Genomic DNA, 25,509 nt, shown 5'->3' with positions numbered 1-25,509 from the left:
GTAGGTTTGCTGGACGTTCACGAATCCTTCCGCATTCGTACCGGATACGCGAGTGGCTGGTTTTTGCCGACTGCTGAAAAAGTCGGTTTCGATTTCCACGGAAGAAAAGTACGCGTCTGAGATTGAAATCCGTGTTTTGCGCAGAAGGTTCAAGGTTAAGGCTCAGATTTAACGTAGCTGCGTGCAAAAAAGGCGCTTTCACCTCTCAATACAGGGCTGCCACGTCGGGTCGACTTTTTCAATACAATCGCCGTTCTCTGCCGGTCGCGCTGGTCAAGTCGAATGCAAACGGTTGGTCAGCATGAATGCAATTGACTGGATCAGTGGCAATGCAAATGAGTGGTCAAGTGCGATGCAATTAAGCAAAGCCAGCACGCGTCCAATGCGTGAGTCGCAACATCCGTGTTATGCCCGCTACGTGTAAAGATATCCTCGACCACATGTGCCGTGAACCGCTGCAATACTCCCAAATGCACGACTACATCTCATTGATACAGCTGATATACGTCGGCCACTGCCCCCCCTGCTGCATCTGCGCCCTGGAATACTTCTCCCCAATGTCCTCCAGCTGCCTCGGTGCAGACGCTTGGAAGTCAAAGTACAACTCATCCCTGTAAGGCATCCGCGGACGCCAATAACCCATCCCCTGGTCCAACAAAATCTGGCTGACCCGCCCTGAACGCCACGTTACGCTCAAGGACCTTCCGTGCAGTATGTCTCGACTATTACGCTCGAGCGAGATCTGCGGCTCGATTCCAAGCTGCTCCGCCAACCATTCACCCATGACCGCCTTCTGATCCTCCGCCCGCTGCCAATCGTGACTCAAGGAGGAGCTGGGTTGGCTTCCGCCTACGCTTAAGGTGTCTACGGAGATCGACTTAAGCTCAGGCCCCTCGAATAGCTTGACGAAGCCGGTGAACAACATCAGAGACCAGGGCGATTTCAAATAGCGATCGGAGTAGCTAATGGTCACGGCCTGATCGGTTGCCAGCAGCTGGGCGAGCTCCGGCATTTTGATATTGATCAAGGTCGCCAGTCGCTTGCTCAGGGTATTGACTGGACCATCCAGCTCGGCGGTGATTTCAACGATTCGAGCTGCTTGGGTGTCGCTCTGCCATGAACTGGTGTCGAGCAACTGGCCATGCCGCCAAGGGACTGCAGAAGTGGCGCCCCATGTGATTTCCCCTTGGCCATTCAGCCAACCGGCACCTGGTTGCGCCGCTGATTCCTCGCTCGCGTAAACACTATGGCAACGATTACCGGTGTCGAGCTGTGCAAGCAGTAGCGCACCGGTCGTACCGCCGCGCATTGGCAGTTCGGCGAGTTCTATGCCCATCCGAGCCAGTTGCAGCAGTACGCTCTTTTGATCGGAACTCAGCACACAGGCCGGCTCAATGCCAAGGATAACCTTCAAGCCATCGGCGATTGCCCAGGTAAGTACTTGCTGCCTGAAGCGCGGGTGATCCAGATCCCAATCCTGCGGATCACCCTGCAAACACAGGAGCAGCTGAGCTGGAGCAGTGCCCAGCTCATGACTGTTCTGGGCACTGGCCAGATACCGCAGTGGCCCGACCGGGCAGTAACGCGCTCCAGGTATCTCATCGAAAACAGCGGGCAGGCCTAGATGATCGACTAGAGCGGCATCGATCAACCACTGCAGGGCGAGACGCCGATCGAGCTCCTCGCGCTCGACCCGGCTATCTTGGCCTGCGAGGCAGTGCGAACACACAGTCTCGCAATCGGCCGGACAATGTAGACGCTGCATCGCTTTGGACAGCAGGCGGGTGATGTCGCTGAGGCCTTCTAGGACAAAGCCCGCTCCTCCGCTGACCTCGTCGTACAGCTGAATCACCGTTCGGCCCTGACGGCTGTCGCGGTCGCGGTCGACCCGGTGACTGAAGCCCATTTCGGTACTGAGGATGCCGAGCTGGTCGGCGATGACGTCCCGCAGCGCCGCGCCTAAGGTCGCGGCGATGACTCGGCCATCGGCTGAATCGGGCAACCATTGCCCCGTTAACGGGTTACGCAGATAAAACTCCAGAACATCAGTGTGAATCTGGTAGCCGAGGTGCACTTGATGTGTCACCGCCTCGCCGGAGCAGTCCTTATCCTTGCGGCTGCCAGCCAACCCGCCGACTGGGCGATGCTGCTGATCGGCGCGCAAGCCGGGAGGTACTTCTGCTCCCGGGAGCATCGACTCTGCTCGCCCGCAACTCAAGCACACGGCGTAGCCCTGCTCGTGCTCACCGGACGAGTGATGGAAGACGGTGCCGTCGTGACCGAAGCGGAGGAACCCACACCGAGGATCTGGCAAGGCAATGCTTTCCCCATTCAGCTGAATACGCGGTTCCTCGACGCGGATGAATTTCTGAGAGGTGACGTCGTTGGTGGTCTCTTCATAGAAATCGGTGACAAAGCCAGCGGGGCGCAGAACGCGGCGACATAGCTCGGTAGAGATCGGGGTACTGCAATGGGTGCAGCGCACATTATCGCTGTTAGCATAGGCGTTTTCGATCATGCCGCTGTTGCCGCACTCAGGGCACCGCCAGGCCAGATCGAACTTCTGTGCTTCGTTGATCTCACCATTGGCGTGCCACTGCAGGCTGACGCCGGCGGAGCGGAAAACTCGCCCATCGATGACGATTTGCGCACCCGGTGCATATTCGCGAATGGCGATGTTCAGGCCGCGAGAGGGCATTCCGCGACTGCTGGCCAGGCTATCTTCGCGACTACTCTGCTGCTCGTTGCGCTTCTGCACGAAGTCTTCGATGTTGTAGGTCTTGAGAGTGACCACATCGGTAGGGAAGCCGTAGCCCGGCAAAAACGCCCGCGAAGCGAGGTCGCGAAGCAAGTACTCGCCCTCATGGCGTTGTTTTTCTAGGGTCAATGCACGCTTGTAGGCCTCGTCCTTGGCACCCTGAATTTTCTCGTTAAGGTTACGGTACTCGTCCAGCCAGCGCTGCTCCAGAACCCTCAGCGCGCTGAGGGTGCTCTCGATCACGTAGTTCAGGGCACTCCCTGCAAGGCTAGTACCTGCCACTAGATGCCGTACGGCTGGGGCGAATTCGTCCGGGCAAGCTTTCAGCCACCCCACCATGTTCTGGCACGGCGAGCTGTCCGAGCCGAAGAACCAGTGTAATGTCAATTTGGTGCGGTCACCGTCTGAGCTGCTGTGCGCTCGCAAAAAAATGCCTAACAACAGCGAGTTAACATGGCGCTGCACGATGCGCGTAGAGCTGAGAGTAATAGAAGGTGCTGGGATGGCTGTAACGAACGGCCACTTGGGATTGGCAAACGCCCGCTGATTATGCGGGTCGGCCTTGCACAGGGTATATGCGACGGCACGTGCTTCGTTACGCCGTCCGGCGCGGCCAGCACGCTGCAAGTAATTGGCTGGATGCGGGGGCAGGTTGTTCATAACCACCGCGGAGATACCACCAATGTCGACGCCCATTTCCATGGTGGTTGAACAGTTAAGCACGTTGATATCGCCACGCTTGAACTGCTCTACATACTTGTCGAGCAACTCTGCAGACTGTTGCGCGGAATGTTCTGCAACGCGGTAGTAAAAACCGCCCTCCAGGGTGCGGTCGCAGATGTCGCTCCAAAGTCCTTGCTCGCGGAGGTCTGCAACGGTGGCGTCGGCATTGACCAGTTTGCGAACTTGCTGTTGCTTCGGCTCCGAGCCTGCATCAGGACTCAGCGCAGCAAAGCTTGGCAGGTTGACGCGGGTACAGTGGTAGTCCCGCGCGCCTATAGTTCGCGGCAGGTAGGGGGTAAGCCCGCGGAACGTCGTTTCCAACAGCCGATGGGTAACCGGGCAAACCCACGCCTTGGTAGGCAACGAGAAATTAAGGGTTTCGAGTTTCAGCCGGTATCCAGTGTCTGATGATTCGAGGATATGAGCACCCACCAACGCATTCCAAGCGGCCTCTAACCAGCCGCCCATAGTGGCGGCATCGCCCGGATTGCGACGGTCTAAACCGGTTGCCACTTCCAGCAGCTTGACCAGCCGGTGTGCGCTATGGGGCTTTACTTGCGGCCACTTTTTGATGGTGCTGCTTTCCTGCACATCGCTGGTCGGCGCATACAGTGCTTTGGGACTGAAACGGCTGCCCATCCAACGCCGCATCTTGTTTTCCATAGCGATGAAAGTATTTTCCCGCACAAAAAAGTCCAACGTCACTTGCAGAAAGTCGCGCCAATCCTGCAGCGTCAAGTCAGTGCGCGGAGCCTGAGCTGGTCCACTGGCGACATAAGCCGGGGTGGCAGTCCAGAGTGGAGGGGTGCGGGCGATCTTGTCCAGCCCGGTATAGCCGACTTTGATCAGCCCAAGAGTCTCGGAGCTGTTCTGGAATTTTGGTCTTCTGGAGAACTCGCGGCTCATTAATAACCGTGCCATGGTAAGGCCGCCTTCATGGCCATCGAACAACGCCGGGTTGGCCTGGCGGTTGTATCTGATAATAAAGGGATCAATGTCCTTGGCTGCGGCTAACACTTGCAAGATATCGGACCAGGTAAGCGAAACAGCCGTCGATGCAGCGGACACTCCGGCTTGCATCTCTGCCGCTGTCTGGCGGAGTTTGGCGGCCTCGACCATCATGCCGATCGCTTCCAGCGCAACCGCGTTGGTTAAGAAAAGCTCCGGGCTGCCAGTCGGTGTGTTCTGCGGTTGTGAGTCAGCCTTAGCCTGAGCGTTTCTCAGTGTTTCGAATACCAAGCCCCGCAGCCGCGAGCGTTCGGCCTCCTGCTGCATGCGCACCGCCATGCGCGCCGTACCTTGACGGCTATCTGTGAAGGTTATCAGTTTGCGACCACGGCCCGGCAGCTCCTCAGGGGAGCGCCCTTCTGAGTCGCCCTTCTCCGGGTCTGGGCAAAACTCCAGCAATGTGGGCACGGCGTTTGCTACGTAGAACGGCGCCCCTAGATAGGCGCGTCGCAGAAACCGGCTGGAACCGAACACTGCATGCTCGCAGGCGCTGCAGCAAGCGAACGTTTCAGCCCCGTTGACACTGACCTCACGTCCTTCGAGCGCAACCGCGATGGATAAGGACCGCTGAGCGTTGACAACTCCCAGTTTCGAAGTAACAAGATCTAGCGATTGGCGTTCAAACGGCGCCGCAAACGTACTCCCACCAGCAATGACTAAACGTTGAGCAGGCCTGTTCATCTTTTTCGCAGGGCCGTTGCCCCCGCCTTCGTCCTCATAGCCGTCATCATGGTTTAGCGCAAACTCGTCCCCGGAGAACATGCGCGGTTGCAGCAGCTCACCATCACGGTCTTCCGCCAGCAGGTGGGGAGCTTTGCATTCGTCGCAGAAGCCAATCTCGTATATCGGCGCCTCGCACTCGCAACGTACCTTTTGCGAGACATAAACATTGCCGAACGGCCAATGCTGCAGGTGTTCGGATTTGCTGGTGCAATGCGGATCAATGCATGACCACAACCCATGCAGCATCCGCTGGAACATATGGATACGTAATTTGAGAAACGGCGGCTGGTTTTCCGCCGGACGAGTGCCGGTCAAAACATCAAGCCACTGCAGGGCCTCCCGCTGCTGCGCGGCGGGCGTAGTGCTTTCAAACTGCGCACAAACTTCACCGACAAGGTCATTGAGCCCGAGCGGTTTCCCTGCGCTCACCACTGCGTGGCGTAGTCTTCGGGCAACCGGATGAGCACACAGCGCCTGGTAGCGCTCACTGGACACTTCGTCTGCCGGCTGCATGGCCTGCAGGCAGGCGAGGCTCACATATTGCTCGTGGCCGATATCAGGCAAATCGGGCCATTTGCGCGAACCGTCGATAACATCCACCTGCTCCTCCGCAACCCCGGCCAAGCGCGCCAGGTAGCCGCGTAGACGCTCGCTAGCCTCAGGCCCGGCAATGGTTGCTGAAGTGGCGATAAACCTTAGCTGCTCTGGGCTGCGGCCAAAAGCGTGCACCACCCGGCGCAACAGCATGGACAGTTCTGCTGCTTGCGAGCCGACATAGGTATGTGCCTCGTCGAGGACAATCCAACGCAGCGATTGACTCTGCCGCGAGATCTCCAGGATTGGGCTGTCAACCTGTCGCACCAACATGTACTCAAGCATGGTCGCGTTGGTCATGAGAATAGGCGCGGGCTCACGGCGCAGTAGCTCCCTGGACAGAATCTGGTTTTGCTTGAGCTTTTGTTCGTTGCGAACATTCGAAGCCTTGTCCGGTGTTTTGCCGTTGTACAGGCAAAAGCGGATGTTGTTGCCGTAGCACTTAGTCCAGGCGTTCAAGCGCTCCTGTTGCGAGTTGATCAGGGCGTTGAGAGGGTATAGAAAAAGCGCGCGCACACCAACCAGCGCCTGTTTGGTGCGCTGATGCTCGCGAATCAGATCCTCCAGGATCGGCACCATGAAGCACTCGGTCTTACCAGAGCCGGTGCCAGTGGTGACAATGGCCGAACGTGGTTTTTCGTTGAGCAAGGAACGCCACGCCTGTACCTGGTGGATATAGGGCCGCGCGGTCTTGGGGAATACGTATGCCTGCGCTCCTGCTAGGGTTTCAAGGAGCTCAGCACTAAGGAGGTTCTCCGCCTGAAGATCCTGCAACTGCAAGTTGGCTTCGTGCCAACCAAAGGTATGCTCAAACACCGGAGGCGCTAGCAGACAGCCCTCCGCACCCAGTTCGGAACTTAGGCTCTGGTGTAAATGACGCCGCAGCCCTCCATCATTGATACCCAAAACACCCAAGGTCGCCTCACGCGTGCGGTCAAGGGTTTGCTCGACAAGATCAGTGAAGTTACGCATGGCTATTCCTTAGCTATCGGTATGGGATGCAAGCAAATAAGAGACGGTGAACGCATGGACTGGATTGAACCAGCCATGCCGATCGAAATCGGCCAGCCAGCGCGCTGCGAACTTGAAGTAAGCGGTGGGTATACCAAGATCGTTTACCGAGGCTTTACCCGCGGTCACGTATGCCATGAAGATCGGCAGATAGGTGACCGCATCCGTGTATTCGGTCAAAGACATGGCTTTGACTCGACGTGGCAACTGTTGAGCTTCGACCCAATTCGCCAACGCCTCTCCGAGCACGTTCGGCCAGTCGGAGTTGGCCGAATGAAGACGACGTAAATCTTGATACCACATTGGCAAAATTTCTTCGGCTGGCAGGCGCTTGAGTTCGGTGCAGTCTCCTGTACTGAGATAATTGCCCACATAGTCGAAACCGGAAACGATGTAGCGCAGTACGATGGCGCGGTCTTTTACCAGTCGATTGACCAGTTCCGCAGGCAGACCTGTCAGCCTGATACCTTCGGCAAAGACCTGATAGGCATGCGCCCACATGGGCAAAGGTACGGTTTCCCACATGAGCGCCAGCTCATCGGCGATGCGAGCGCAAAACGCTTCGTCCATCTCCAACCGAAAAATCGCCAACCCTAGCGTTTGGGGATTTCTGGCCAAGGCTTTCCAGGCTTCAAATGAAGATAGTGGCAGATGAGAGTACTGACGTTTCAAGTCTGCCAGGTATTGCCAGCCACTATGGCCAAAGTCGGTCGCCATCGCCGAGATCTGTTCTTCGATCACCTCGGATCTGTGGATCGGATGAAACACTTGGGCGGCATAGTGCAGAGACCGCACCTGCACATCGGCGGGCACGCTCATACAGACTGGCAGGTACAGATGAGGCCGGAATTGAATGGACGATTCCTTACCAGGATAAATCAGCCAAGGCCCGTCAACGAGCATCGGCTGAGGAATAGAAAAGTAACCCGTCCCCACCCCTTCACTTGTTTTTTCAATCAGCTGCAAGGGCAACTGCTTGGGGTCGGAAAGCAGCATCGCTTCGGCAATGGCTCCATCGAGGATGTTGGTGCTTTCTACGCCACAGACATAGAAAGCTGTGGTTTCTTCCATCAGCACTCTGCCGCCGTACCTTCTGATGTCCAAGTGCATCAATGGCTGTTCGGTTTCGATGGTCAAGTTGATATAGGCGTCCTGCTCATCGACGGCAGCCAGCATGGTTTGCAGGTCGGCGACATAGCTGAAGAGGTTGAGGACCACAGGCATCTGGCCGACGCGAAGGGCGAACATTCTTTTGGGGCGAGATTGTTCCCGGCAGATTAGTTCGAACTGCAAATAAAACATCTGCCCCTGAGGCAGGCCGGAACTCAACTGTATGCGATGCTCGACCAGCTCTGCGAGGTTCAAAGTCTTAACCGAAACAGGTTGACTGTTTACATCAAGCAGACGAGCGCCTTGGTAAGGAAACGGCAAGCGAAGCTGTACTGATTCACCGGCAGAGCCGACCTGCAACGTAAAGACTTGCGGACAGTGCTGAGCGCTCAATTCCATCTGGTAGCCACCCTCGCTACGCGTACACACCAGCCCTTCACCCACTACCTGTAGCGCCAAGTCTTCGGCATTCTTGACCCGCAACTGAGCGGGGCGCCGACCGCATGCTGGTGCAAGTCCCAGTTCGAATCCTCGGGGCAACACGCCAAACCGACGCCGCAGCAGTGTTTCCCCTTTACGGCTGCGCAAGGTGTAGTTAATCGCGCCCAGAGCTGGAGCATTACGCCGATCAAGTAGCCTGCCGTTGGCGAACTCCATTAGCTCATCCCTACGGTAGGGACTGCCCTCAGGCAACTCCAATGTGGGCCAGCCTAGATAAACCGTAGATGGCGAGCACTCAAATAGCGCGTAAACACCGTTCAGCACGAAAGGCGCTACTTCGGACCCTGGCTGTGCCAGGAGTATCTCGTAGCGTTCACTCTCGTCTTTGAGTATCAGGTCGCCAGTCGCCCCGATCCACTGCCCACCCTCGGAGTCTGTAATCACCTGGACGGTTGTTGGGATTAAATGGCAGATACCGAAGCGTTTAGGCGCCCGTATACGAACTTCGCTACTGACGAGTTTGCAACTAGAAGTCGCCACCAGGTGCCAGCGATCAGCTCTGCACTCGAACACCAGAGGTACATCCTGGAAATCCAGCGCGCTGTTTTCAAAAACGAAAGTATGGACGGTGCTGCCGTTCTCCATCACCCGCAAGCTCACAGGCATATCTAGGTTCCGACGCCGCAGCGATACCTGCACGTTGGCAAAGCGAATTTTTACCCCTTGCTCCGCAAGTTGCGCATACACCGCAGGGCCTCGCTCAAGCAGCGTTTCACCTTCGAAGTAGGCAAGTTCAAGACGCGTGTTGCGAAGAGAGGAAGAGTCAATCGGTAATACCGTGTATGGCGGCAGGTTGAGCTCGGTTACTACTGTCCAATTCGGCAGTAGCCCTTGCTGAATGTGCTCACAAGTAAAAGCTTTGGCTTTGGCCAAAGCCTCCTTCCGTTCTTGCCTTTTAATGCCGGCGTCACGCAGCCATTCGTTGAGCAAATGACGGGCGTTGGTTTCATCTAGTGGTATGGGAAAGGCTTCGTGCCAGTGGGGCTCGACTCGATCCAGGTACGATGCCGGATCGGTTTCATCCTTGATCGGATAACGGTCAACGAGCGCCATCAATTGATCGACGATGCCGGCGAGAAGTGTTCGAGTCTCAAGATTACGGAAAGACAGAGGCAGCCCGTCTTCAAAGTCCGCAAGCAAATCGGCGGTGGTACGCCGGTGGCCCTCAGTGCGGTAAAAGTGCTTGATCCCGCGGCGCACTGCCCGCCCAAAGCCGTGGGATTCGCTACTGAGCAGAGGCCAAGGAAGCCCACCCTCGGTAAATAACGTTCCGAGCCAATCCCGACCTTGCTCACGGCTGCGGACTTCACGCCTCCAGTAACCTAACCCCTTACCGGTGAGGCTGGCATGCTGCTGCGGAGTGAGAGTCACGCCTAGCCGGGACTCAGCCCCCTGCCAGGACCAGTTGCCGTCGTAATGTCTGCGGTAGTTTTCGCTGACGAACAAACAAAAACAAGCCGCCACATAAAGCTCCTGCGTGGGGCTATCAGCTGCAAGTGACTTTTTGAGCATCGAGACCAGCCCCGAATACTCCTCCTCAGTGACGTGGTAACTGTAGAGTGGTAAACCGCTAGGCCCTTTAAACAGGGCTCGAGTGAACAGAAATTCGGTCAGCCATGCTTTAGCTGAGACATGGTTCGCTGCCAACTGAGTCATCGAAAATCCCTTTCAGAGCTGGCCGCCTAAACCGGGCCGCTTCAGCCAGAATCATATTGTTATTGTTTCTCGCGCCATACGCGAAGCTCGAGGGGCGCCGCTATTTAGCCATCATCTTAACTACATAACAAAGGGTATGCCTTAGCTGATACGGGCATATTCAAATTTATTTGCCCTTTCCGCTTGATAAGTGACACCCATAGTGCAACAGTATTAGTAGCACACCCTAACTGATACGTGAGGTACATCATGTTCATCCGCGCATATCTCCGAGCATCAACCGAAGAGCAAGACGCCAGCCGCGCCCAGGCCTCGCTTGAACAGTTCACCAGCGACCATAACAAGGACATTGCGAGCGTGTATCTGGAGAATGCCAGCGGCGCCTCCGCGAACCGGCCCGAGTTGCTGCGTCTGCTCAAAGATGCGCGCAAGGGTGACGTGCTGCTCGTGGAGTCGATAGACAGGCTTTCCCGCTTGCCGGTGGAGGACTGGCAGAAGCTAAAGGCCACGATTGATTCCAAAGGCCTGCGCATCGTCGCGCTCGATCTGCCGACCAGTCACCAAGGAATGCAGGACACGAAGGGCGACGAGTTTACCGGGCGTATGCTTGGCGCTATCAACTCGATGCTGGTGGAAATGATGGCTGCTATTGCTCGTAAGGATTATGAGCAGAGACGTGAGCGCCAGGCCCAGGGGATAGAGAAGGCCAAGGTAGCCGGCAAGTACCAGGGCCGCCCGATCGATTCGGATTTGCATAGGAGAGTCACTGAACTGCTCGGTGCCGGCCTGGGTATCCGCGCAACAGCTAGGCACGCCAACTGCTCTACAACTACGGTGCTACGAATTCGAGATTTGACCTTGCCATGACGTCCCGTCTTACCCAAGCGCCTCGTAAATTGAGAGCCTAACCGTTCGGGCAAAACAACCTCCTGTCGATCGTTCAAAGCGATGGTGCCTTCTGGGCCATCGCCAATATCGAGTTCGTACAACGCTCGGCATAAATGCTGGCCAGCGTCGACTGGTCGAGCGTCTGGAGATCGCTCATGTCCGGCGCTCCGGACATAAACTCAAGCAGCCGTTCTTTTGACGTGTTGTTGTAGCTGGAAAGGATGAAGTCATACAGCTCAAGAGGTGTCTCGGCTTTCGTCGTACGCTGACCCAGCGTGCCGAAAAAAGTATCGGGATGGCGTTGCCATGCCGCCATTTCTCCTTCCGATAGATCCCAAGTGGATATGACCGCCGTTCCGTCGTCGAAGCTAAGACCACAGTATGCTTTGCGCTCCGCTTCCATCACTGTTGCAGTGGTAAGCAACCCTTGCCGTTCTCGCCCATCCTCATCTTTGACAAGATAGCGCTGACCAATAATCAATCTAGGGGCCCCCTCGCCAAAAGCGAATTCCGGAATCTCTCCATCAAAGGTCGATGGAATTTCAGAGTGATCGCGAATCGCGCGTAGGAGTTCGTGCATCTCGATATGTCGTTCTCTCGCATCGATAGCAGCACGTAAATTCGGAAATTGAGTGTCATTTTTGAAATCTTGGATCTGGAAACCATCCGCCATCGTGGAGCACCGAAACGCTTCAGTATGAAGATGGTGATGCCACGGCGTGTTGGTCACAACCACGTAGGCTGCTGGCAAAGGCTTGCCATTGATTATACGCCCCTCGAACGCCCTCAAATCTGCCAGTGCAGTCCTGATATAATCGGGTATGTCGCCCCCCGCGGCAGTATCTGGGACGTTTATGTCGATGAAGACTATGCGCTGGTGGTTCGCCGCCTTTGCCAGCGCGCGGTTCAGTTGACGGCCGAGCCGAAACTTTGTGCCCGCTCGATGCTTGGCTTCGATCGAAAAGCGCTTATTCGTGCGCTTGTGAGTGGCGATAAATTCGCAGTGGGTACTGGTCCGGTCGTCTTCGTTCTCGAACTCCAGGTCAAACCCTGCGCGAATGAGCGTTGCTGCGACGTACACCTCATACCGCGCTCCAGCGAAGTTGTCCCCGTTCTTCAGGCGACCAATTAGTTTATCTTGCAGTTCCGCGTTGTGATCGAGCGCGTACAAGTCATAAGCAAGCCGCATGTAAGCAGCAACCGCCCCTATCATCGGCGCGGAATGGACCTTCCCTGGATCTTTTATGAACGTTTGCTGATAAAAGCACAGATGGTGGTACCAGCCCAGGATCGGGTGCCGCTGATGGAGCGGTTTGGCCAATTCCGCATTGCCCCAATCTACGCCGATCGCAACTTTGATGTAGTCGCAAAGGAAGTCGTGGAATGTTCGCCATTCCTTTGAGTGCAGAAGCCTGCTTTTGACTGCAACCAGTCGATAACCGAACGCTTCGGTCGAAACAATCGGACGCCCCAGCCCCTGCTGGCGCTCCCGCTGTACTTGGTGCGCAATTGCTCGATCCCTCGCTTCGAGCATATGCGGCACTAAATGAGCTGGCAGCTGCGGAATATGCGCCACTACCCCGTGGCATCTTTTGAATTTGCGACCGCTTCCGCAGGGGCAAGGGGAATTTCGCCCAATCTTAGCCATATTCGTGCCTCACATTCGCGGTCTTCGTAGCTGCAGCGATGGTTCCCACCGATCTTGGGGCACAGCTCCATCAGCGGCAACACCTCGACTTGAGCAGGTGTGTTCACTACACGGGATTTCGAGCAACTAAACGAACATTATCTGTAGAAACAAAAAACCCGCACGAGCATGGCCCGGCGGGTTTTTTATTGCCTGCTGCTGCCTCCCTGCTGTCACAGCTAAACCGATCTGTCAGGGAAAAGTCTTGAGAGGCCCGAATTATATGGTGTCCCAGGGCAGGTTCGAACTGCCAACCTTCCCCTTAGGAGGACGGGTGCTGTCATTACGCTTTGGGTTGAGCAGTGTGAATCGGGCGAGGTTAGGGGCAATGTGCGTGGAGCGCTGGAAACGATCAGCAAAAATGAGGAGTTCATCTCAATGACGCTTGCGGTGCTAATGACACCGGAATGATTTCTTTCTGATAGACGCAAGCGCCACATAGCTGCCCCTTGTGAAGGTCAGTTATCGACCCATAGCGGTCATCCCACTGAAGTCGCCATGCTGGTTCGATGCCTATGTGAAGTCGAACACCACCAACGCGGCGGACGGGCTCTCAAGGGTGGTGGAGCTTGTACTCCTGGCTCAACCCGCCATAGCCGTAGGCGCTGGCGCTGGCGCTGGCGCGGCAGTCGATCACATGTATGTTTGAGTGCGGGTGTACATTTCCTATTTCTTTGGCCAGCAACTCGAAAGCCTCATGCTGATAGCGCGCTTTCTGGGCCTTGGTATTGGTTTCATCCGTGATTGTGACCTCCAGACGGAACGAGTTGCGTCCTTGTTCAGCCAGTGAAAGGTTCTCGATGAACCAAAGTTCATGAGGCAGGAACTGCACCATCACCAATGTCTGTTCCGGTCGCTTTTCCAGTACTTCACAGGTCAAGGCGGTGAGTTTGGGGACGATGCTATGGACTAGTTCAAGGTTCGAATCACCAGAAATCTTGAGTGTAATATCGGGCATGTTGAACTCCTTTGCGGGCAATGAATGTCCAGTAAAGAGTAAGAAGTTGCGTTGATGCTGAAAAGCCGGAAGATATGCATTCATCTATCGGAAAAACGGCAGGATCAACATGCGCCCCTTTGACCTGGATCTCTTGCGTTCCTTCACCGTTGCCATGGCTTCCGGCAGTCTTTCGGAGGCCGCGCCGCACCTGTGCCGGTCGCAATCAGCGCTGAGCGAACAATTACGCAAGCTGGAAGCATTCACCGGTGTAACGCTGCTGGAGCGGGGCAAAAAGGGTGTCCGGCCTACGCCCGCAGGGGAGCGATTGATGGTGCATGCACGAGAACTGTTGGCCATGAGTGATCGCGCTCTTGAAGACGTACGCGGAGTGACGTTTGCCGGCGAATTGAGATTGGCGATCACCGACTACTTCTTGCCCGTTTCGATTGCCGAGTTGTTGAAGCAACTGCGCCTGAGATATCCACGCCTTCGACTGCATGTGTCGGTGCGAAAGAGTATGCAGATAGAGAACGGTGCAGATGCAGGCGACTTCGATATCGGCCTTTCAATGCGAATACTTGATGGCCGCAGCCTTCCCGAGGGCATCCCGGTACGTCGGGAAGCATTGCATTGGGTATCAGCCATGGGGTCTGAGCCGAGGAACGAAGAAGATGGCGTGTTGCCACTATTGGTGCTACCGCAGGGATGCAGTCTCCAACGCCTTACCCGAGAGACGCTGGACGCACATAAGGTGCCTTATGTAATTGCCCATTCCGCGTCCGGAGTAGCAGGGCTGCAATCAGCACTGATGGCGGGGCTGGGGGTCGCTTGCCTGAATGCCTCGGCTGTGCCGGTGGGCGCAGAGATTTGCCGCCCAGCCTTCCTGTTACCGGCTTTGCCCGACGTTGAGTTCAGCCTGTTGCCTGCGCGTACTGGCGAGTCTGATTTGGTCGGTGCTGTCCGGGAAATGCTTGCCAGCAAATTTGGGGAATGAGTGACAAATCCCTGAAGCGAAAACGCCGGGTTTTGGACGTAATGGGGGGCACAGTGAAGAGGCTGCTTTTGGCCGATTGCTGCCTGTCACGAAGGGCTGCAGTCGATCCTTGCGGACACAGGAAAACCCCGAACACATTTATTGCTGCCGGGTCACAAACATTCGACACTCAGTATATCTCCCAGTTGTTTCCAGACACCTGAGGAGCATCAGTTGATCTCTCGCTTACCCTTCTTAGGCTGTCAGATTCCTTCTGCGCACCCGGTAGTTCGGCTTGGGCGGAACCGAGATCGCGTAGCCGTTGGGGACTAGGCCGCGCAGGTCGTATCCCATCATAAACAGTCCGGCTTCGAAGGCATGGCAGCGGTCTACCCGACGGGGCAGCTTGGCGAACAGTTCTGTCTTCTCTAGTACCGCGCGGATGATCCAACCCAATTGCAGTTGGCGCCGCGCCCAAAGATGACGACTCGTAGTGGATAATTGCGGAGTGCCGTCGTAGCCAAGTTTCAAGTGCTTCGGATCGCGGATCTGTTCTCCGATGCCAGGCCCCCAGGCGAAATCCAGAGCTACCGGAGCGGTGGCGCCGGTGCCTTGGCGGTACATATGGTAGAGCTGCGCGATGGCGGCACCGACCCGGCCGTCATAAATGGGGGAACCCGTAGTGTCGAGCAGGGCATGGATCTTGGTCATGCCTGAGTCGAATCTGAGAATGCTCTGCTTGGTGAGGTGGCTGAGGCTTTGCTCGCGGTCCAGCGCGAGGAGCGGCCTGCACTGCTTTAGGTAGTTCACCAGGTTCTTTTTTTCCAATTGTTCATTGAGGAAGTCGACCGCGCCATCGACATTTCCCCACGCTAAGATCGCTTTGCAGGCTGCATGCGTGGCGAACTCGTCGCGTGCGCGAATGGCCAAGCGCAAGCGAATGCGCAGTCGGCGAAGCTGCGCTTTGACTGCCTCCCAGTCCCCACCCCAGTGATATTTCGCTTGTACTGCCTCAATGCCCTGCACCTTGCAATCAATTGCCTCGGGAACGAACCTATTACTACGCGCTACCTTCAGATGCACCGGTAAGGTAGGAAGGTTATCGACCAGCCACTTTACGAAGTCGAGCACGTCTTGTTGCTTTAGAAACTGCTTTTGATTCATTCCATGGTTCCTAGCTGCATCTTGCAGGGGCGCGAAAGTTCGCGAGATTATCGGAAAATAAGGCTGTCGGGTGGCCATTGCCTTTGACTCAGCTAACTTCTCGTATCCGCTGGTGGCAATCTACGGGGCAGCCGCCCCAAGTTTTCCAGAGGACAGACCGGCTACTTTTGCTCGATCTCTACCTTTCGAGATATACGGTCTGAATGGATGAAACGACTAGCTTTTTCAGGCCGTGGCTTTTCCGGTGGTGCGGTGGCTTGGATTGGAGCTGGCCGATGTCTGTTTGAGCTGTATCATTCGCTACTTCACACCGAGTTGGAGCACGCGATGCCGGTAGTAACGAAGGAACTGACTGGGAAGGAAAAACCTGAGAAGTACGGAGATAAGGAGAGGGTTTGGATTGTCTTCCTAAATCCGGATGCTCCGATCTATTGCTTCTCAGAGCCCGAAATAGCAACAGCTGTTGCTAGACTCAGAGAGGAAGAGCAGGAGCAGCTTGCTCAGCCCAAGCCTAAATCTCGTTTTGACGATGACGACGGGTTATCACGGTAAGAACACCCGGCGAGAGCCGGGTTTTTTGTGTCCGGTATTGCCCGGACGGCCCTTCACGTGAGGACTGGACACGTAACGGCCGCTTCTGGCCGATTTCTGCCTCTCGCGATGGGCAGAAAGCGGCCTTGAGCAGACGTTCCGTGATGACTGCTTACGCCCAATTGCTGGTTCTCACAAAGGGGTGGCAGTCGTCACCAACTGCGCGGTGGAGCTCTGTAATAGACTGCAAGAGCCATCCTTTTGCTATCATTCGGTGATGATTGGGTACCAGAGTAGAGGCTTCGAAGTATGGTTTTACCATTAATTCCGATCATCTCCGCCCTGGCAGCGGGCGGCTCCCTTGTGCCCCATGCCGCTGGTGGCCTGATCGTCTCCAGCGCGGGCGGATACGTTACTGGTACCTATCTGAGCTCCGGCGCTATCTCGTCGTTGCTGCTCGGATCAGGAGCTCTTTTGGGCGTTGGCGCCTTGTCTGCTTCTGGCATAGCGACAGCGATCATCGGTAGCGCCGGCTATTTTGGTACGACTGTAGGCGCTACTGGCATCACTGGTTGGTTGATGTCTGCAGGCATCATTTCTGCAACCCCGATTATTTACCCGGTTGGAGTCGGCTTGGCTGGCTTGGCTGGAGTTGCTCTAACCGGAGTTATCCTACGTCTTCGCCACAAGTTGAAGCTGGCCAGCAAGGGGCAAGAAGTGATCTTCAATGCCATTGAGGCGAAGATTATCGAAGTGCTGCTGGTTTTCTTTGCTAAAAAAAGTGGCCTCAAACCTGAGGTTTAAATACCGGAGGCAAGGCCAGCCAAGTCCTGTCTGAAGGGCTCTACCAGGCCTCCGCCCCACCCAATCGGTTTGCCTGTGTTCAGATGCTGTTGGAGTCACTGCATAACCCGGTTGCGACTGCCTATGGCCTTTCGAATCCATGGCTCCCGTCAGCTTCAAAAAACTGAGAAGCTGTGACCAAATCAGGAACTAAACACAGAAAACAAAAAAGGCCCACCTTTCGGTGAACCTAAATTGTTGATCTATATGGTGCCGGCACCAGGAGTCGAACCCGGGAACTACTGATTACAAGTCAGGCGTTACAGAAGCGGCAGGATCGAAGGTTATGCTATGTTGCGAAGCGGATTTTTTGCTCACGTGAATTAGTGCCTGCGGACAGATCGACCGTCCGTCGGACTGCACACTACTCGCACCGCGGCTGGATAGGACATAATCACCGTACGGCTGCTACTCCACTGAAAGAGTCCAGCAGCGGGCACCGTGTATCCCAGCGTGTATCCCTGACTGTATAATCGAGCTGCAAGCCACGTAATATATGGAACCCGACAGTCTCCCTCGGCACCAACATAGAGAAAAGGTCTTGCGAAAGCAGGACCTTTTTTCGTCTGGAGAGAAGTGGGTGGTGCAACGCTGATCATTGAAGCCTCGTACCGACTGGAGAGCAGTTGGAGCAGTCGAAATCACTGCATCGCAGACACCTGAAATGCTGGTTTCCCCCTCAGTCGCGGGGCACCGAACGTTACCCACGTAACACGAGACCCCGGCCTCATAGCCTAGAGGCTATTTCCTTCCACATGTAGTCATAGTTGTATTCCAACCAACGTACCAACATTTTGTCGTACTGCCTGCGAAACCAATTGCGCCGTCGCGCCGCGAGCCTTTCCTCTATTTCGGATCTGAGCCAATTCGGGTCGAATCCAGTCCACACAGTAGGCAGTACTGCCGCAATGTTTGTGAAGCACACTGGCGCTACTTCTGAATAAAAAATCTTGTAGAGCACCGCTGGATCAACGCCTTTGAGCTGACGAGCGACATAGTCGTAATCAGTAGGAAAATGGTTGAAAGGCTCAGAAAGTGCGGCTCTGACGTTTGTCAGTTGTGGTTCAGTCAGAAGATGTCCCAATGAGAAAACTCCTCCAGTTCTTCATCCAGCGAGTCCGCGACCAGTCCTCCAGCAACTCCGCCGGCAACAGATCCGACCAAGACCACCGCGATTGCGCATATAGGAGCGCCGGGACCACACAATGCTATGACTCCTGCGCCAGCGAGGAGGCCGCCTGCGGCGCCGCCGCCCACTATGATCCCTTGCCGAGCCGCTTCTTTAGGTTTGTTATCAGCTTCCAGGATTTGATACGTCGCCAAGGCGGCGGTCACGAGAACGCCGAGCTTGCCCATAATCACCATTTTTTTGGTGCCCTTGGTGAATTTCGCATCATCCCGACCGGCAGCTTCCAGAATGGTGTAATGAACCTTCTGCTGCTCTGCCGCTGAAAGGGTCTCGTAACTTTTTTTGAAGAGATCATTTGAGTAGCGATCCAGTAGCCACTTCAGCGTCCTGCCATCTTGCTTCTTCCTTTGAACCACCGCCAAACCCTGCGCAGAGGTCAACTTGCGATGTTCCATCAAGATTTTGTTTCGCATCTCATGACTGAACGCCACCCCTTCTTGGGCGGTAATGTTTCCCGCTTTCACATCCTCTATCGTTTGTAGAGACATGCGTTTGATATTTTTGAGATAGCTCGCCCTGATCTTTTCATCAGAGATCGCATCCAGTGAAAATCTCAGCGCAGTGCCCTCCATCAGCTCCAGAGCCCTGTCGAGTGGCGAGTCCTGAAGGGCGTGCTCGCGCTGGACTACGTAGCTGCCTGTCACAATGTACGGTTCGGTCATAGGACGGTCCTTATCCCAATATTTTGCTCAAGAGGCTTTCAGTAAGAGACAAGCCTTCTGCGGGCTGTTCTTCCTCGAATTTGAGCATCAAGCACGTCTTGCCCGATGGATTTGCGAATTTGACCGCATTGTCCTTGTTAAAGACGCCCAGGAGTGATGAACCATCATCAAAGTGGGCGATACAGGAAAGTCCCTCATAACTTTCCTCGGCAGGAATTCTGAAGCCAATCCATCCGGCTTGTCCGATTAGAGGTTCGGGTGGAACAAAGTCGCATAGGGTGTGCGTATCGCCAATGATGATTGTGCTCGACCCACCTATTACGATGCTGCCGTGCGTACCGCCGGTATTGATCGTGGCAGCATTTTTACCATTTATGAAAACTGTCGAGGAAAGCCCCGAAGAGAGCGCACTGCCGCAGGTACATGAATCACCTTGGCGAGCTGCGGGCAAACCATCGAAGAAAACGTCAGGCGAACCGGTCGCGATGGGGTTCGTTCCGTGCCCTGGAACAGGACAGCTGGAGGGATCGCTTTTACGAGCGGTTGGGTTAGCCATGGATGACTCCTGTCAAAAAAATCCTTTTCGAAAGATAAACCTATCACGAAATTCAGCCTGGACGGCCGCATCCGATCATTCAAAAAAGTGCTTGGTCACCAGACCGCGCTACCTGTTTCTCCGGTTAACGCGGTTGGTACTTCGCTGGCGTTTTCTACCTTGCCATCAACTCAAGTTTCAGAATGGGACGCGGCTCCTCCCTACTCCTTGACTGCAAACATCCGCCCAGCAATCTCCCGCCCCCGCTCCAACCCTTCCTCCGTCAACCATATCGATTTGTTCCGGTTCACCGGATTACTGATCAAACCCTGCTCGTGCAAGCGGTTCATGATATCGAAGTCATAGCCCTTCCACGCATTGCCGGCGTCGGAGCTATAGGCTGCCAGGAGAGCAAGGACGGCGTCGTCGATCAGTTTCATGTCGTATTCCATGATGGTCACTCCGCTGATGTTCAGTGCTTGTAATCAAAGCGTCGTATCAAAGTGGATGTCAATGCTGCGCGAGCTTTTGGGTTTAGATGCCCGGTCGCTGGTTGCCTCGCATGCGATCCCCGCCCGTATAATCACGCCCGCACGACAGACTCCGCTGGTATTTCGCGCATTGGTCTCAAGCCCTTCACTTCATTGACAGACATCCCCATGGAAACCTCACTGGAAACCGTCGCCCTCTTCTCCCTCAAACTAGCCTACGAAGAAGAGGGGCTGAGCCCGATCCTGCGCGATGACATGGTCATGGGCGATTATCAGAAAGATGTTTTCGAGTTACTGGTGAAACGCGGCGATGTCGAGGCCATTCAGTTCAAGATGAACAAATGCCTGAATCTGGCACTGGATGCTTTGGGCGGGGTCGAGAAGCCGTTGGGGCGGGAGTTGCGCAAGTTGTCGGCGGAGTTGGCTCAGGCGCGATCGATGGAGCAACTGGGTCAGCCGCTCCTCGCGCTGAAGGGGTATTTGCGCGACATCCTCTAGCACACAAGTTGCTACCCCAAAGTAATCATCAGCCAACAGTGCCGCTGACCAGAATCCAGCCACTCGCTGGCAGAGAAAAATACAGTGCAATGGCCGCAATGATTACGAGTATGAAAAATGCCAACCACAATTCCCACAGCCTGACCTTATCCACTCTTTGCCAGAACGGGGACTGCGCAAGCGTTACGGCTTCCTCCAGCACTTTCACATCAAACGGGCCTCGCGTGGGCTGTCCAATACGCAGCGCCATGGTTTCCGACATTGCCTTGTAAAACTTGATCAATCCATGGCACTTGACCATGAACGCCGAACCCAGAACACCAACGACCATCAAGGCGAAGACAAGCAAGCTGTCTTGCTCATCCAGCCGTTGATCTATAGCCATCACGGCAATCAATGCGCCAATGATGACCGTCAGCGTATTCGCAATCGCGCGGCGCTCGTCCTGATGATGTCTGACCTGCTCACAATAGTGCTCGTAGACGCTGATCTCGGCTTCCATGCTTTGCTCTCTCGATGTTCTGGAATTGTCGACTCGATCCAACCGTGGCGCAGTCTAATGCGTCGACCTGGGACGTGGCTTTTTTATTGCTATATCCCGGCCAAGCCGATGGCATAAGTCGTTGCTTTTGTTATCTTCCCTCTCTTTACCGGTATGCCTGCGGAAAGCGCGGTCTTCACACCAAAAGTCATCAAGGAAAGGATCAAATGGAGTTTCTGCGTTTTCTGGCGTTCGTCGCTGTCTGGGGTTTCATGTGGCGCTGGGTGGTGAAGAACCGCGGTAGCTGGAATATTTTCTACGGCAATATCGTTGGCGCGGCGGGCGGCTTCATTGTGGGTCTGGTGGTGTTGTCGATCACCTTTTCGCTGTTTCCTTCGTCGTTCGATCACCAGGCGCAGGCGGAAAATACACCAGTCGTCGAGTCGAGCTCTGTGTTGCCTGAAGCCGAGGCAGTCACGCCCGTCACCGAGCTGAAAGATGCGCCGGCTTTCGCTGCCATCGAGGCGGACGACCAGCCTTCTCCCGCCGACTCCGCTTTGTTGCCGAATAACGTGAGCCGGGCGCCGAAGTCCATGGCGGTACAGAAGGTGCTGGATCAAAGCGACTATGAGGGTCGCATGGCCCTGGCCGCGCTGAACAAGAAGTTGCGCGGCGACGCACAGGCCGACAAGTCGATGATCGCGTATGTCATGTGCAGCCCGTTTGTCACCAGCACCCTGCGCTATCCCGCGTCGGCGCGTTTTGCTGACAGCAAAGCGCTGGTCAGCCATCGCTTCAAGGATCAGATCTACACCTTCAGCAACAGCGTCACCGCGCGCAACATGAATGGCGACGATGTCACCTACCGTTTCGATTGCTCTGTGCAAGAGCTGCCACGGGTTGATGCGACGGCCGGAGAATGGCGTTTGCTGGCGCTAAAACTGCAAAAGGCCGACTCTTAAGACTCATTTAAGGGATCAAGGCGCCGGCTGCGCTATCATCGCCGGCCTGTGCGCCTTGAACTCTGCCCTCAATGTTTTCAACACCCGATGACCTTAACTCGCTGCCTCCTGTACTGGCCGGCCCGTTGCTGCGGCGGCTGGAGCCGACGCGCGTGGTGCTGTGGCTGGTGGCCTCGCGTGAACTGTCACTGACCTTGCGCCTGCAAGGTGTAGGAGATATTCCGCTCGATGCGCAGAAATGCACGGTGATTGCCGTAGGCCGTCATGCCTTCGTGCACCTGATCGACGTTCAACTAGAAAGCGCCCTGCCCTGCGACACCCGTATCGACTACGACTTACTGATCGACGGCAGCCTCGGCATCGCTGAATGGGCGCCACATCTGCTTTACGCCGGCAACACTTGCGCGAACCTCGTGGTGCGCTCACGAATCGATCAATTGCTCCACGGCTCCTGCCGCAAACCGCATCACCCAACCACCGATGGTCTGCTCTGCGTCGATCAATTGCTGGCCGACGAAACCGATGCGCAACAACGTCCAGCGCTGCTGATGATGAGCGGTGATCAGGTCTATGCCGACGACGTCGCCGGGCCGATGCTGCGGGCGATTCATGCCTTGATCGAGCGTCTGGGTCTGTTCGATGAGCACCTTGACGGTGCCGTGGTCAGCGACAGCGCCAAGCTCTACCAACACCCGGCCAGTTACTACCACCGCGCGGATTTGTTACCGGCGCTGGAGAGCAACGAGACCTTGCGCGAGCGATTTTTCGGTGGCGCGCGTAAGCCGATTTTCACCAGTAGCAGTGCTGACAATCATCTGGTGACGTTCGCCGAAGTCATGGCCATGTACATGCTGGTGTGGTCGCCGACGCCGTGGGCGCTGATCAATCCGAGCGCGCCGACGCTGACGCCGGAACGCCGCAAGCGCTACAACCTTGAACAGACGCGCATCGATGCCTTCAAGGCGGGCCTGGGCAACGTCGCCCGGGCGCTGGCGCATCTGCCGAGCCTGATGATTTTCGATGACCACGACATCACTGATGACTGGAATCTTTCTGCGCAGTGGGAGGAAACCGCCTACGGCCATCCGTTCTCCAAGCGCATCATTGGCAATGCTCTGATTGCTTATCTGTTGTGTCAGGGCTGGGGCAACAATCCGGACGCTTTCAAAGGAATGGTGGAGCAGACCGCGCAACTGAGCGCCAGTGGTGACGACGGCTATCTGGACATGCCGGTGCAGGACGATCTGATTGATCAGTTGCTGCGTTTTCAGCAGTGGCATTTCGTGCTGCCGAGCACTCCGGCACTGGTGGTAATCGACACGCGCACTCGGCGCTGGCGCAGCGAGATGGCCCTCAAACAGCCGTCGGGCCTGCTCGATTGGGAAGCCTTGAGCGAACTGCAACAGGAACTGCTCGATCACCCATCGGCAATCATCGTTTCGCCGGCGCCAATCTTCGGCGTGAAGCTGATTGAAACCGTGCAGAAGGTGTTCAGCTGGTGCGGCTATCCGCTGCTGGTCGACGCGGAAAACTGGATGGCCCATCGCGGCGCGGCGCAGGTGATCCTGAACATTTTCCGACACTCGCGTACACCGGGGAACTACGTGGTGCTGTCCGGCGATGTGCATTATTCCTTCGTCTACGAAGTGCTGATCCGCCACCGCAAGGCCGGTCCACGGATCTGGCAGATCACCAGCAGCGGCATCAAGAACGAATTCCCGCCAACGCTGCTGGAATGGTTCGACCGCCTCAACCGCTGGCTCTACTCCCCGCGCTCGCCATTGAACTGGTTCACCAAACGCCGCCTGATGCGCATCGTCCCGTATACGCCGGAACATGCCGAGGCCGGGGAACGGTTGTGGAATTCGGCGGGGATTGGACAGGTGTTTTTCAATGTACAGGGGCAGCCGAGCGAGATTATTCAGCACAACTCGAATGGGGCCGTGAAGACGAGGATGCTGGCGCCGGAGTTGAGGGATGAGCTGGATTGAGGCCAGACTCTGAGCATTGGTGGAGTGCCTGCAATGGGCACTCCACCTGCTGACAATTACCGCTGATAAGGATTACAAGCCTCTCGGAAACGTCTCCGAAGTGCTTGAGTGATACTGGGCGCAATCACAGTCGACCTCACTGTGTACCGACCACTCGCAGGGCTACATCATGCAAACCACCACCTGCAGCAAAGCCACAGCCCACTTGGCCATATCGATGGACCAAGTGACCGATGATCGCGAACCGTTGCTGATTACCAAGCGCAGTGCCGAACCGGTTGTAATGATAGGTCTGGCTGATTATGAGTCACTTTTGCGGACGGCCAACTCACTGCACTTACCAGACACACCGCAGCAGCGATTACAACGATGGGGCTGACGACAACGCGCGCCCAACCCCTCTGACAATCATCCCCACCTCGCGCTCATCAATCGTCAGCGGCGGCAGCAACCTGATGGTCTTGCCACGAGTCACGTTGATCAACAAGCCGTGATCCCGAGCGGCGATCAGCGTCAGGTCGCGCACCGGTTGTTTCAGCTCGATGCCGATCATCAGGCCTTGCCCCCGGATTGCCAGCACATTCGGGTTGTCTGCCAATTCGGCGCGCAAGCGTTCCAGTAACCGTGCGCCCTGCACCCGCGCATTCGCCAGCAGGCCTTGTTCTTCGATGATGTCCAGCACCGTGCAGCCGACCCGGCAGGCCAGCGGATTGCCGCCGAAGGTGCTGCCATGGCTGCCCGGGGTGAACAGATCCGCCGCTCGGCCACGGGCCAGGCAGGCGCCGATCGGCACGCCATTGCCAAGGCCTTTGGCCAGGGTCATGACATCGGGCACGATGCCTTCGTGCTGAAACGCGAACCACTGCCCGGTGCGGCCGATGCCGGTCTGGATTTCATCGAGCATCAGCAGCCACGCGTGGCGATTGCACAGGTCGCGCAGGGCCTTGAGATAACCCGGCGGTGCGACTTGTACGCCGCTTTCGCCCTGGATCGGTTCGACCAGAATCGCCACGATGCGCGCGCCGTGTTTGCGCTGTATTTGCTCCAGCGCCGGGAGATCGCCGAACGGCACTTTGACGAAATCTCCCGGCAGTTCGTTGAAGCCCAGGCGCACCGCCGGGCCATCGCTGGCGGACAGGGTGCCGAGGGTGCGGCCGTGAAACGCGTTGGCCATGACCACCACCAGCGGCTGCTCGATGCCTTTGCGCCAGCCATACAGACGCGCCAGTTTCAGTGCCGTCTCGTTCGCTTCGGCGCCGGAGTTGTTGAAGAACGCGCGCTCCATCCCCGACAACGCCGTCAGCCGCTTGGCCAGTTGTTGCTGCCAGTCGATGCTGTACAGGTTGGAGGTGTGCAGCAGCAATCCCGCTTGCTCGCTGATCGCCGCGACGATGCGCGGATGCGAGTGGCCGACGTTGGTCACTGCCACACCGGCAACGGCATCCAGATATTCGCGCCCCGCCTGATCCCACAGGCGCGTGCCCAGGCCCTTGGTGAAACTCAGGGCCAGGCGTTGGTAGGTGTTCATCAGGGCGGCGGTCATGACGCGAAACTCCATTGCAGGTCGGTGTTTTTGCAGTATGGTTAGCC

The 25,509-nt window shown here is 56.2% G+C and carries 19 protein-coding genes and 1 pseudogene; 8 read left to right on the top strand and 12 right to left on the bottom strand.

What is annotated here, in order from left to right; translation table 11 throughout:
- Nucleotides 1-478: 478 nt before the first annotated feature.
- Both AC4IHP_RS06860 and AC4IHP_RS06855 read right to left on the bottom strand, forming a co-directional pair.
- Complete coding sequence (locus AC4IHP_RS06860) at nt 479-6,778, bottom strand: DEAD/DEAH box helicase (protein ID WP_490831272.1); 6,300 nt, start codon at nt 6,776-6,778, stop codon at nt 479-481.
- Nucleotides 6,779-6,787: 9 nt separating this feature from the next.
- The gene (locus AC4IHP_RS06855; RefSeq protein ID WP_490831271.1) at nt 6,788-10,084 is read right to left on the bottom strand and encodes an STY4851/ECs_5259 family protein; all 3,297 of its coding nucleotides are present in this window, start codon (nt 10,082-10,084) and stop codon (nt 6,788-6,790) included.
- Between the two features lie 249 nt (nt 10,085-10,333).
- On the opposite strand from AC4IHP_RS06855, the gene AC4IHP_RS06850 reads away from it, so the two are divergent.
- Nucleotides 10,334-10,951 (top strand): recombinase family protein, encoded by a 618-nt coding sequence (locus AC4IHP_RS06850; protein ID WP_490831270.1) that lies wholly within the window; start codon nt 10,334-10,336, stop codon nt 10,949-10,951.
- Nucleotides 10,952-11,024: 73 nt separating this feature from the next.
- On the opposite strand, the gene AC4IHP_RS06845 is transcribed toward AC4IHP_RS06850, so the two are convergent.
- From AC4IHP_RS06845 to AC4IHP_RS06835, 3 genes and pseudogenes are all read right to left on the bottom strand, one after another.
- Nucleotides 11,025-12,548: a hypothetical protein gene (locus AC4IHP_RS06845; protein WP_490831372.1), complete on the bottom strand. Its 1,524-nt coding sequence runs from the start codon at nt 12,546-12,548 to the stop codon at nt 11,025-11,027.
- Nucleotides 12,549-12,551: 3 nt separating this feature from the next.
- Nucleotides 12,552-12,620, bottom strand: a pseudogene (locus tag AC4IHP_RS06840) (SEC-C metal-binding domain-containing protein); the annotation flags it as partial.
- Nucleotides 12,621-13,212: 592 nt separating this feature from the next.
- Nucleotides 13,213-13,617 carry a tautomerase family protein gene (locus AC4IHP_RS06835; protein ID WP_490831269.1) on the bottom strand — a complete coding sequence of 135 codons (405 nt, stop codon included), beginning with the start codon at nt 13,615-13,617 and terminating at the stop codon, nt 13,213-13,215.
- 109 nt (nt 13,618-13,726) lie between these two features.
- On the opposite strand from AC4IHP_RS06835, the gene AC4IHP_RS06830 reads away from it, so the two are divergent.
- On the top strand, nt 13,727-14,593 hold the full coding sequence (locus tag AC4IHP_RS06830) for a LysR family transcriptional regulator (RefSeq protein ID WP_490831268.1): 867 nt from the start codon (nt 13,727-13,729) through the stop codon (nt 14,591-14,593).
- A 234-nt stretch (nt 14,594-14,827) separates the two neighbouring features.
- Here AC4IHP_RS06830 and AC4IHP_RS06825 read toward each other — a convergent pair whose 3' ends face one another.
- Nucleotides 14,828-15,736, bottom strand: a complete 909-nt coding sequence (locus AC4IHP_RS06825; protein ID WP_490831267.1) for a hypothetical protein — start codon at nt 15,734-15,736, stop codon at nt 14,828-14,830.
- Nucleotides 15,737-15,943: 207 nt separating this feature from the next.
- Here AC4IHP_RS06825 and AC4IHP_RS06820 point away from each other — a divergent pair, with 207 nt between their 5' ends.
- Both AC4IHP_RS06820 and AC4IHP_RS06815 read left to right on the top strand, forming a co-directional pair.
- Entirely contained in the window at nt 15,944-16,288 is a 345-nt protein-coding gene (locus AC4IHP_RS06820; protein WP_474319660.1) for a hypothetical protein, read from the top strand.
- Nucleotides 16,289-16,576: 288 nt separating this feature from the next.
- Nucleotides 16,577-17,071 (top strand): hypothetical protein, encoded by a 495-nt coding sequence (locus AC4IHP_RS06815; RefSeq protein ID WP_490831266.1) that lies wholly within the window; start codon nt 16,577-16,579, stop codon nt 17,069-17,071.
- A gap of 766 nt (nt 17,072-17,837) precedes the next feature.
- Here the strand turns inward: AC4IHP_RS06815 and AC4IHP_RS06810 are convergent.
- The 4 genes from AC4IHP_RS06810 to AC4IHP_RS06795 form a co-directional block, all read right to left on the bottom strand.
- Nucleotides 17,838-18,194, bottom strand: coding sequence for a DUF7079 family protein (locus AC4IHP_RS06810; RefSeq protein ID WP_490831265.1), 357 nt, complete (start codon nt 18,192-18,194; stop codon nt 17,838-17,840).
- On the bottom strand, nt 18,179-18,961 hold the full coding sequence (locus tag AC4IHP_RS06805) for a hypothetical protein (protein ID WP_490831264.1): 783 nt from the start codon (nt 18,959-18,961) through the stop codon (nt 18,179-18,181). Before AC4IHP_RS06805 ends, AC4IHP_RS06810 begins: the two co-directional genes overlap by 16 nt.
- A 10-nt stretch (nt 18,962-18,971) precedes the next feature.
- Complete coding sequence (locus tag AC4IHP_RS06800) at nt 18,972-19,517, bottom strand: PAAR domain-containing protein (protein ID WP_490831263.1); 546 nt, start codon at nt 19,515-19,517, stop codon at nt 18,972-18,974.
- Between the two features lie 200 nt (nt 19,518-19,717).
- Nucleotides 19,718-19,936 carry a DUF6429 family protein gene (locus AC4IHP_RS06795; protein ID WP_490831262.1) on the bottom strand — a complete coding sequence of 73 codons (219 nt, stop codon included), beginning with the start codon at nt 19,934-19,936 and terminating at the stop codon, nt 19,718-19,720.
- A 219-nt stretch (nt 19,937-20,155) separates the two neighbouring features.
- Between AC4IHP_RS06795 and AC4IHP_RS06790 the strand changes: the two genes are divergently transcribed.
- Complete coding sequence (locus AC4IHP_RS06790; RefSeq protein WP_490831261.1) at nt 20,156-20,485, top strand: hypothetical protein; 330 nt, start codon at nt 20,156-20,158, stop codon at nt 20,483-20,485.
- A gap of 28 nt (nt 20,486-20,513) precedes the next feature.
- Here AC4IHP_RS06790 and AC4IHP_RS06785 read toward each other — a convergent pair whose 3' ends face one another.
- Entirely contained in the window at nt 20,514-20,987 is a 474-nt protein-coding gene (locus tag AC4IHP_RS06785; RefSeq protein ID WP_490831260.1) for a hypothetical protein, read from the bottom strand.
- Between the two features lie 44 nt (nt 20,988-21,031).
- Here AC4IHP_RS06785 and AC4IHP_RS06780 point away from each other — a divergent pair, with 44 nt between their 5' ends.
- From AC4IHP_RS06780 to AC4IHP_RS06770, 3 genes are all read left to right on the top strand, one after another.
- Nucleotides 21,032-21,928, top strand: coding sequence for a hypothetical protein (locus tag AC4IHP_RS06780; RefSeq protein WP_490831259.1), 897 nt, complete (start codon nt 21,032-21,034; stop codon nt 21,926-21,928).
- Between the two features lie 71 nt (nt 21,929-21,999).
- Entirely contained in the window at nt 22,000-23,919 is a 1,920-nt protein-coding gene (locus AC4IHP_RS06775; RefSeq protein WP_490831258.1) for an alkaline phosphatase D family protein, read from the top strand.
- 169 nt (nt 23,920-24,088) lie between these two features.
- On the top strand, nt 24,089-24,298 hold the full coding sequence (locus tag AC4IHP_RS06770; protein WP_460121310.1) for a type II toxin-antitoxin system Phd/YefM family antitoxin: 210 nt from the start codon (nt 24,089-24,091) through the stop codon (nt 24,296-24,298).
- Here the strand turns inward: AC4IHP_RS06770 and AC4IHP_RS06765 are convergent.
- Nucleotides 24,281-25,462, bottom strand: a complete 1,182-nt coding sequence (locus tag AC4IHP_RS06765) for an aspartate aminotransferase family protein (protein ID WP_490831257.1) — start codon at nt 25,460-25,462, stop codon at nt 24,281-24,283. The genes AC4IHP_RS06770 and AC4IHP_RS06765 overlap by 18 nt on opposite strands.
- Nucleotides 25,463-25,509: the final 47 nt, after the last annotated feature.

It is taken from the genome of Pseudomonas sp. UF-293 (genome assembly GCF_058245595.1).
The sequence above is the reverse complement of the archived record's forward strand: the minus strand, read 5'-3'. Positions and strand labels throughout refer to the sequence as shown.

Excerpts from the sequence above, each read along its gene's own strand:
- AC4IHP_RS06820 (WP_474319660.1), top strand. The coding sequence starts at position 15,944 with ATGAAACGACTAGCTTTTTCAGGCCGTGGCTTTTCCGGTGGTGCGGTG.
- AC4IHP_RS06795 (WP_490831262.1), bottom strand. The coding sequence starts at position 19,936 with ATGAAACTGATCGACGACGCCGTCCTTGCTCTCCTGGCAGCCTATAGC.
- AC4IHP_RS06775 (WP_490831258.1), top strand. The coding sequence starts at position 22,000 with ATGTTTTCAACACCCGATGACCTTAACTCGCTGCCTCCTGTACTGGCC.
- AC4IHP_RS06785 (WP_490831260.1), bottom strand. The coding sequence starts at position 20,987 with ATGGAAGCCGAGATCAGCGTCTACGAGCACTATTGTGAGCAGGTCAGA.
- AC4IHP_RS06850 (WP_490831270.1), top strand. The coding sequence starts at position 10,334 with ATGTTCATCCGCGCATATCTCCGAGCATCAACCGAAGAGCAAGACGCC.
- AC4IHP_RS06800 (WP_490831263.1), bottom strand. The coding sequence starts at position 19,517 with ATGGCTAACCCAACCGCTCGTAAAAGCGATCCCTCCAGCTGTCCTGTT.
- AC4IHP_RS06765 (WP_490831257.1), bottom strand. The coding sequence starts at position 25,462 with ATGACCGCCGCCCTGATGAACACCTACCAACGCCTGGCCCTGAGTTTC.
- AC4IHP_RS06805 (WP_490831264.1), bottom strand. The coding sequence starts at position 18,961 with ATGACCGAACCGTACATTGTGACAGGCAGCTACGTAGTCCAGCGCGAG.
- AC4IHP_RS06825 (WP_490831267.1), bottom strand. The coding sequence starts at position 15,736 with ATGAATCAAAAGCAGTTTCTAAAGCAACAAGACGTGCTCGACTTCGTA.
- AC4IHP_RS06815 (WP_490831266.1), top strand. The coding sequence starts at position 16,577 with ATGGTTTTACCATTAATTCCGATCATCTCCGCCCTGGCAGCGGGCGGC.
- AC4IHP_RS06855 (WP_490831271.1), bottom strand. The coding sequence starts at position 10,084 with ATGACTCAGTTGGCAGCGAACCATGTCTCAGCTAAAGCATGGCTGACC.
- AC4IHP_RS06830 (WP_490831268.1), top strand. The coding sequence starts at position 13,727 with ATGCGCCCCTTTGACCTGGATCTCTTGCGTTCCTTCACCGTTGCCATG.
- AC4IHP_RS06860 (WP_490831272.1), bottom strand. The coding sequence starts at position 6,778 with ATGCGTAACTTCACTGATCTTGTCGAGCAAACCCTTGACCGCACGCGT.
- AC4IHP_RS06835 (WP_490831269.1), bottom strand. The coding sequence starts at position 13,617 with ATGCCCGATATTACACTCAAGATTTCTGGTGATTCGAACCTTGAACTA.
- AC4IHP_RS06790 (WP_490831261.1), top strand. The coding sequence starts at position 20,156 with ATGGAAACCTCACTGGAAACCGTCGCCCTCTTCTCCCTCAAACTAGCC.
- AC4IHP_RS06770 (WP_460121310.1), top strand. The coding sequence starts at position 24,089 with ATGCAAACCACCACCTGCAGCAAAGCCACAGCCCACTTGGCCATATCG.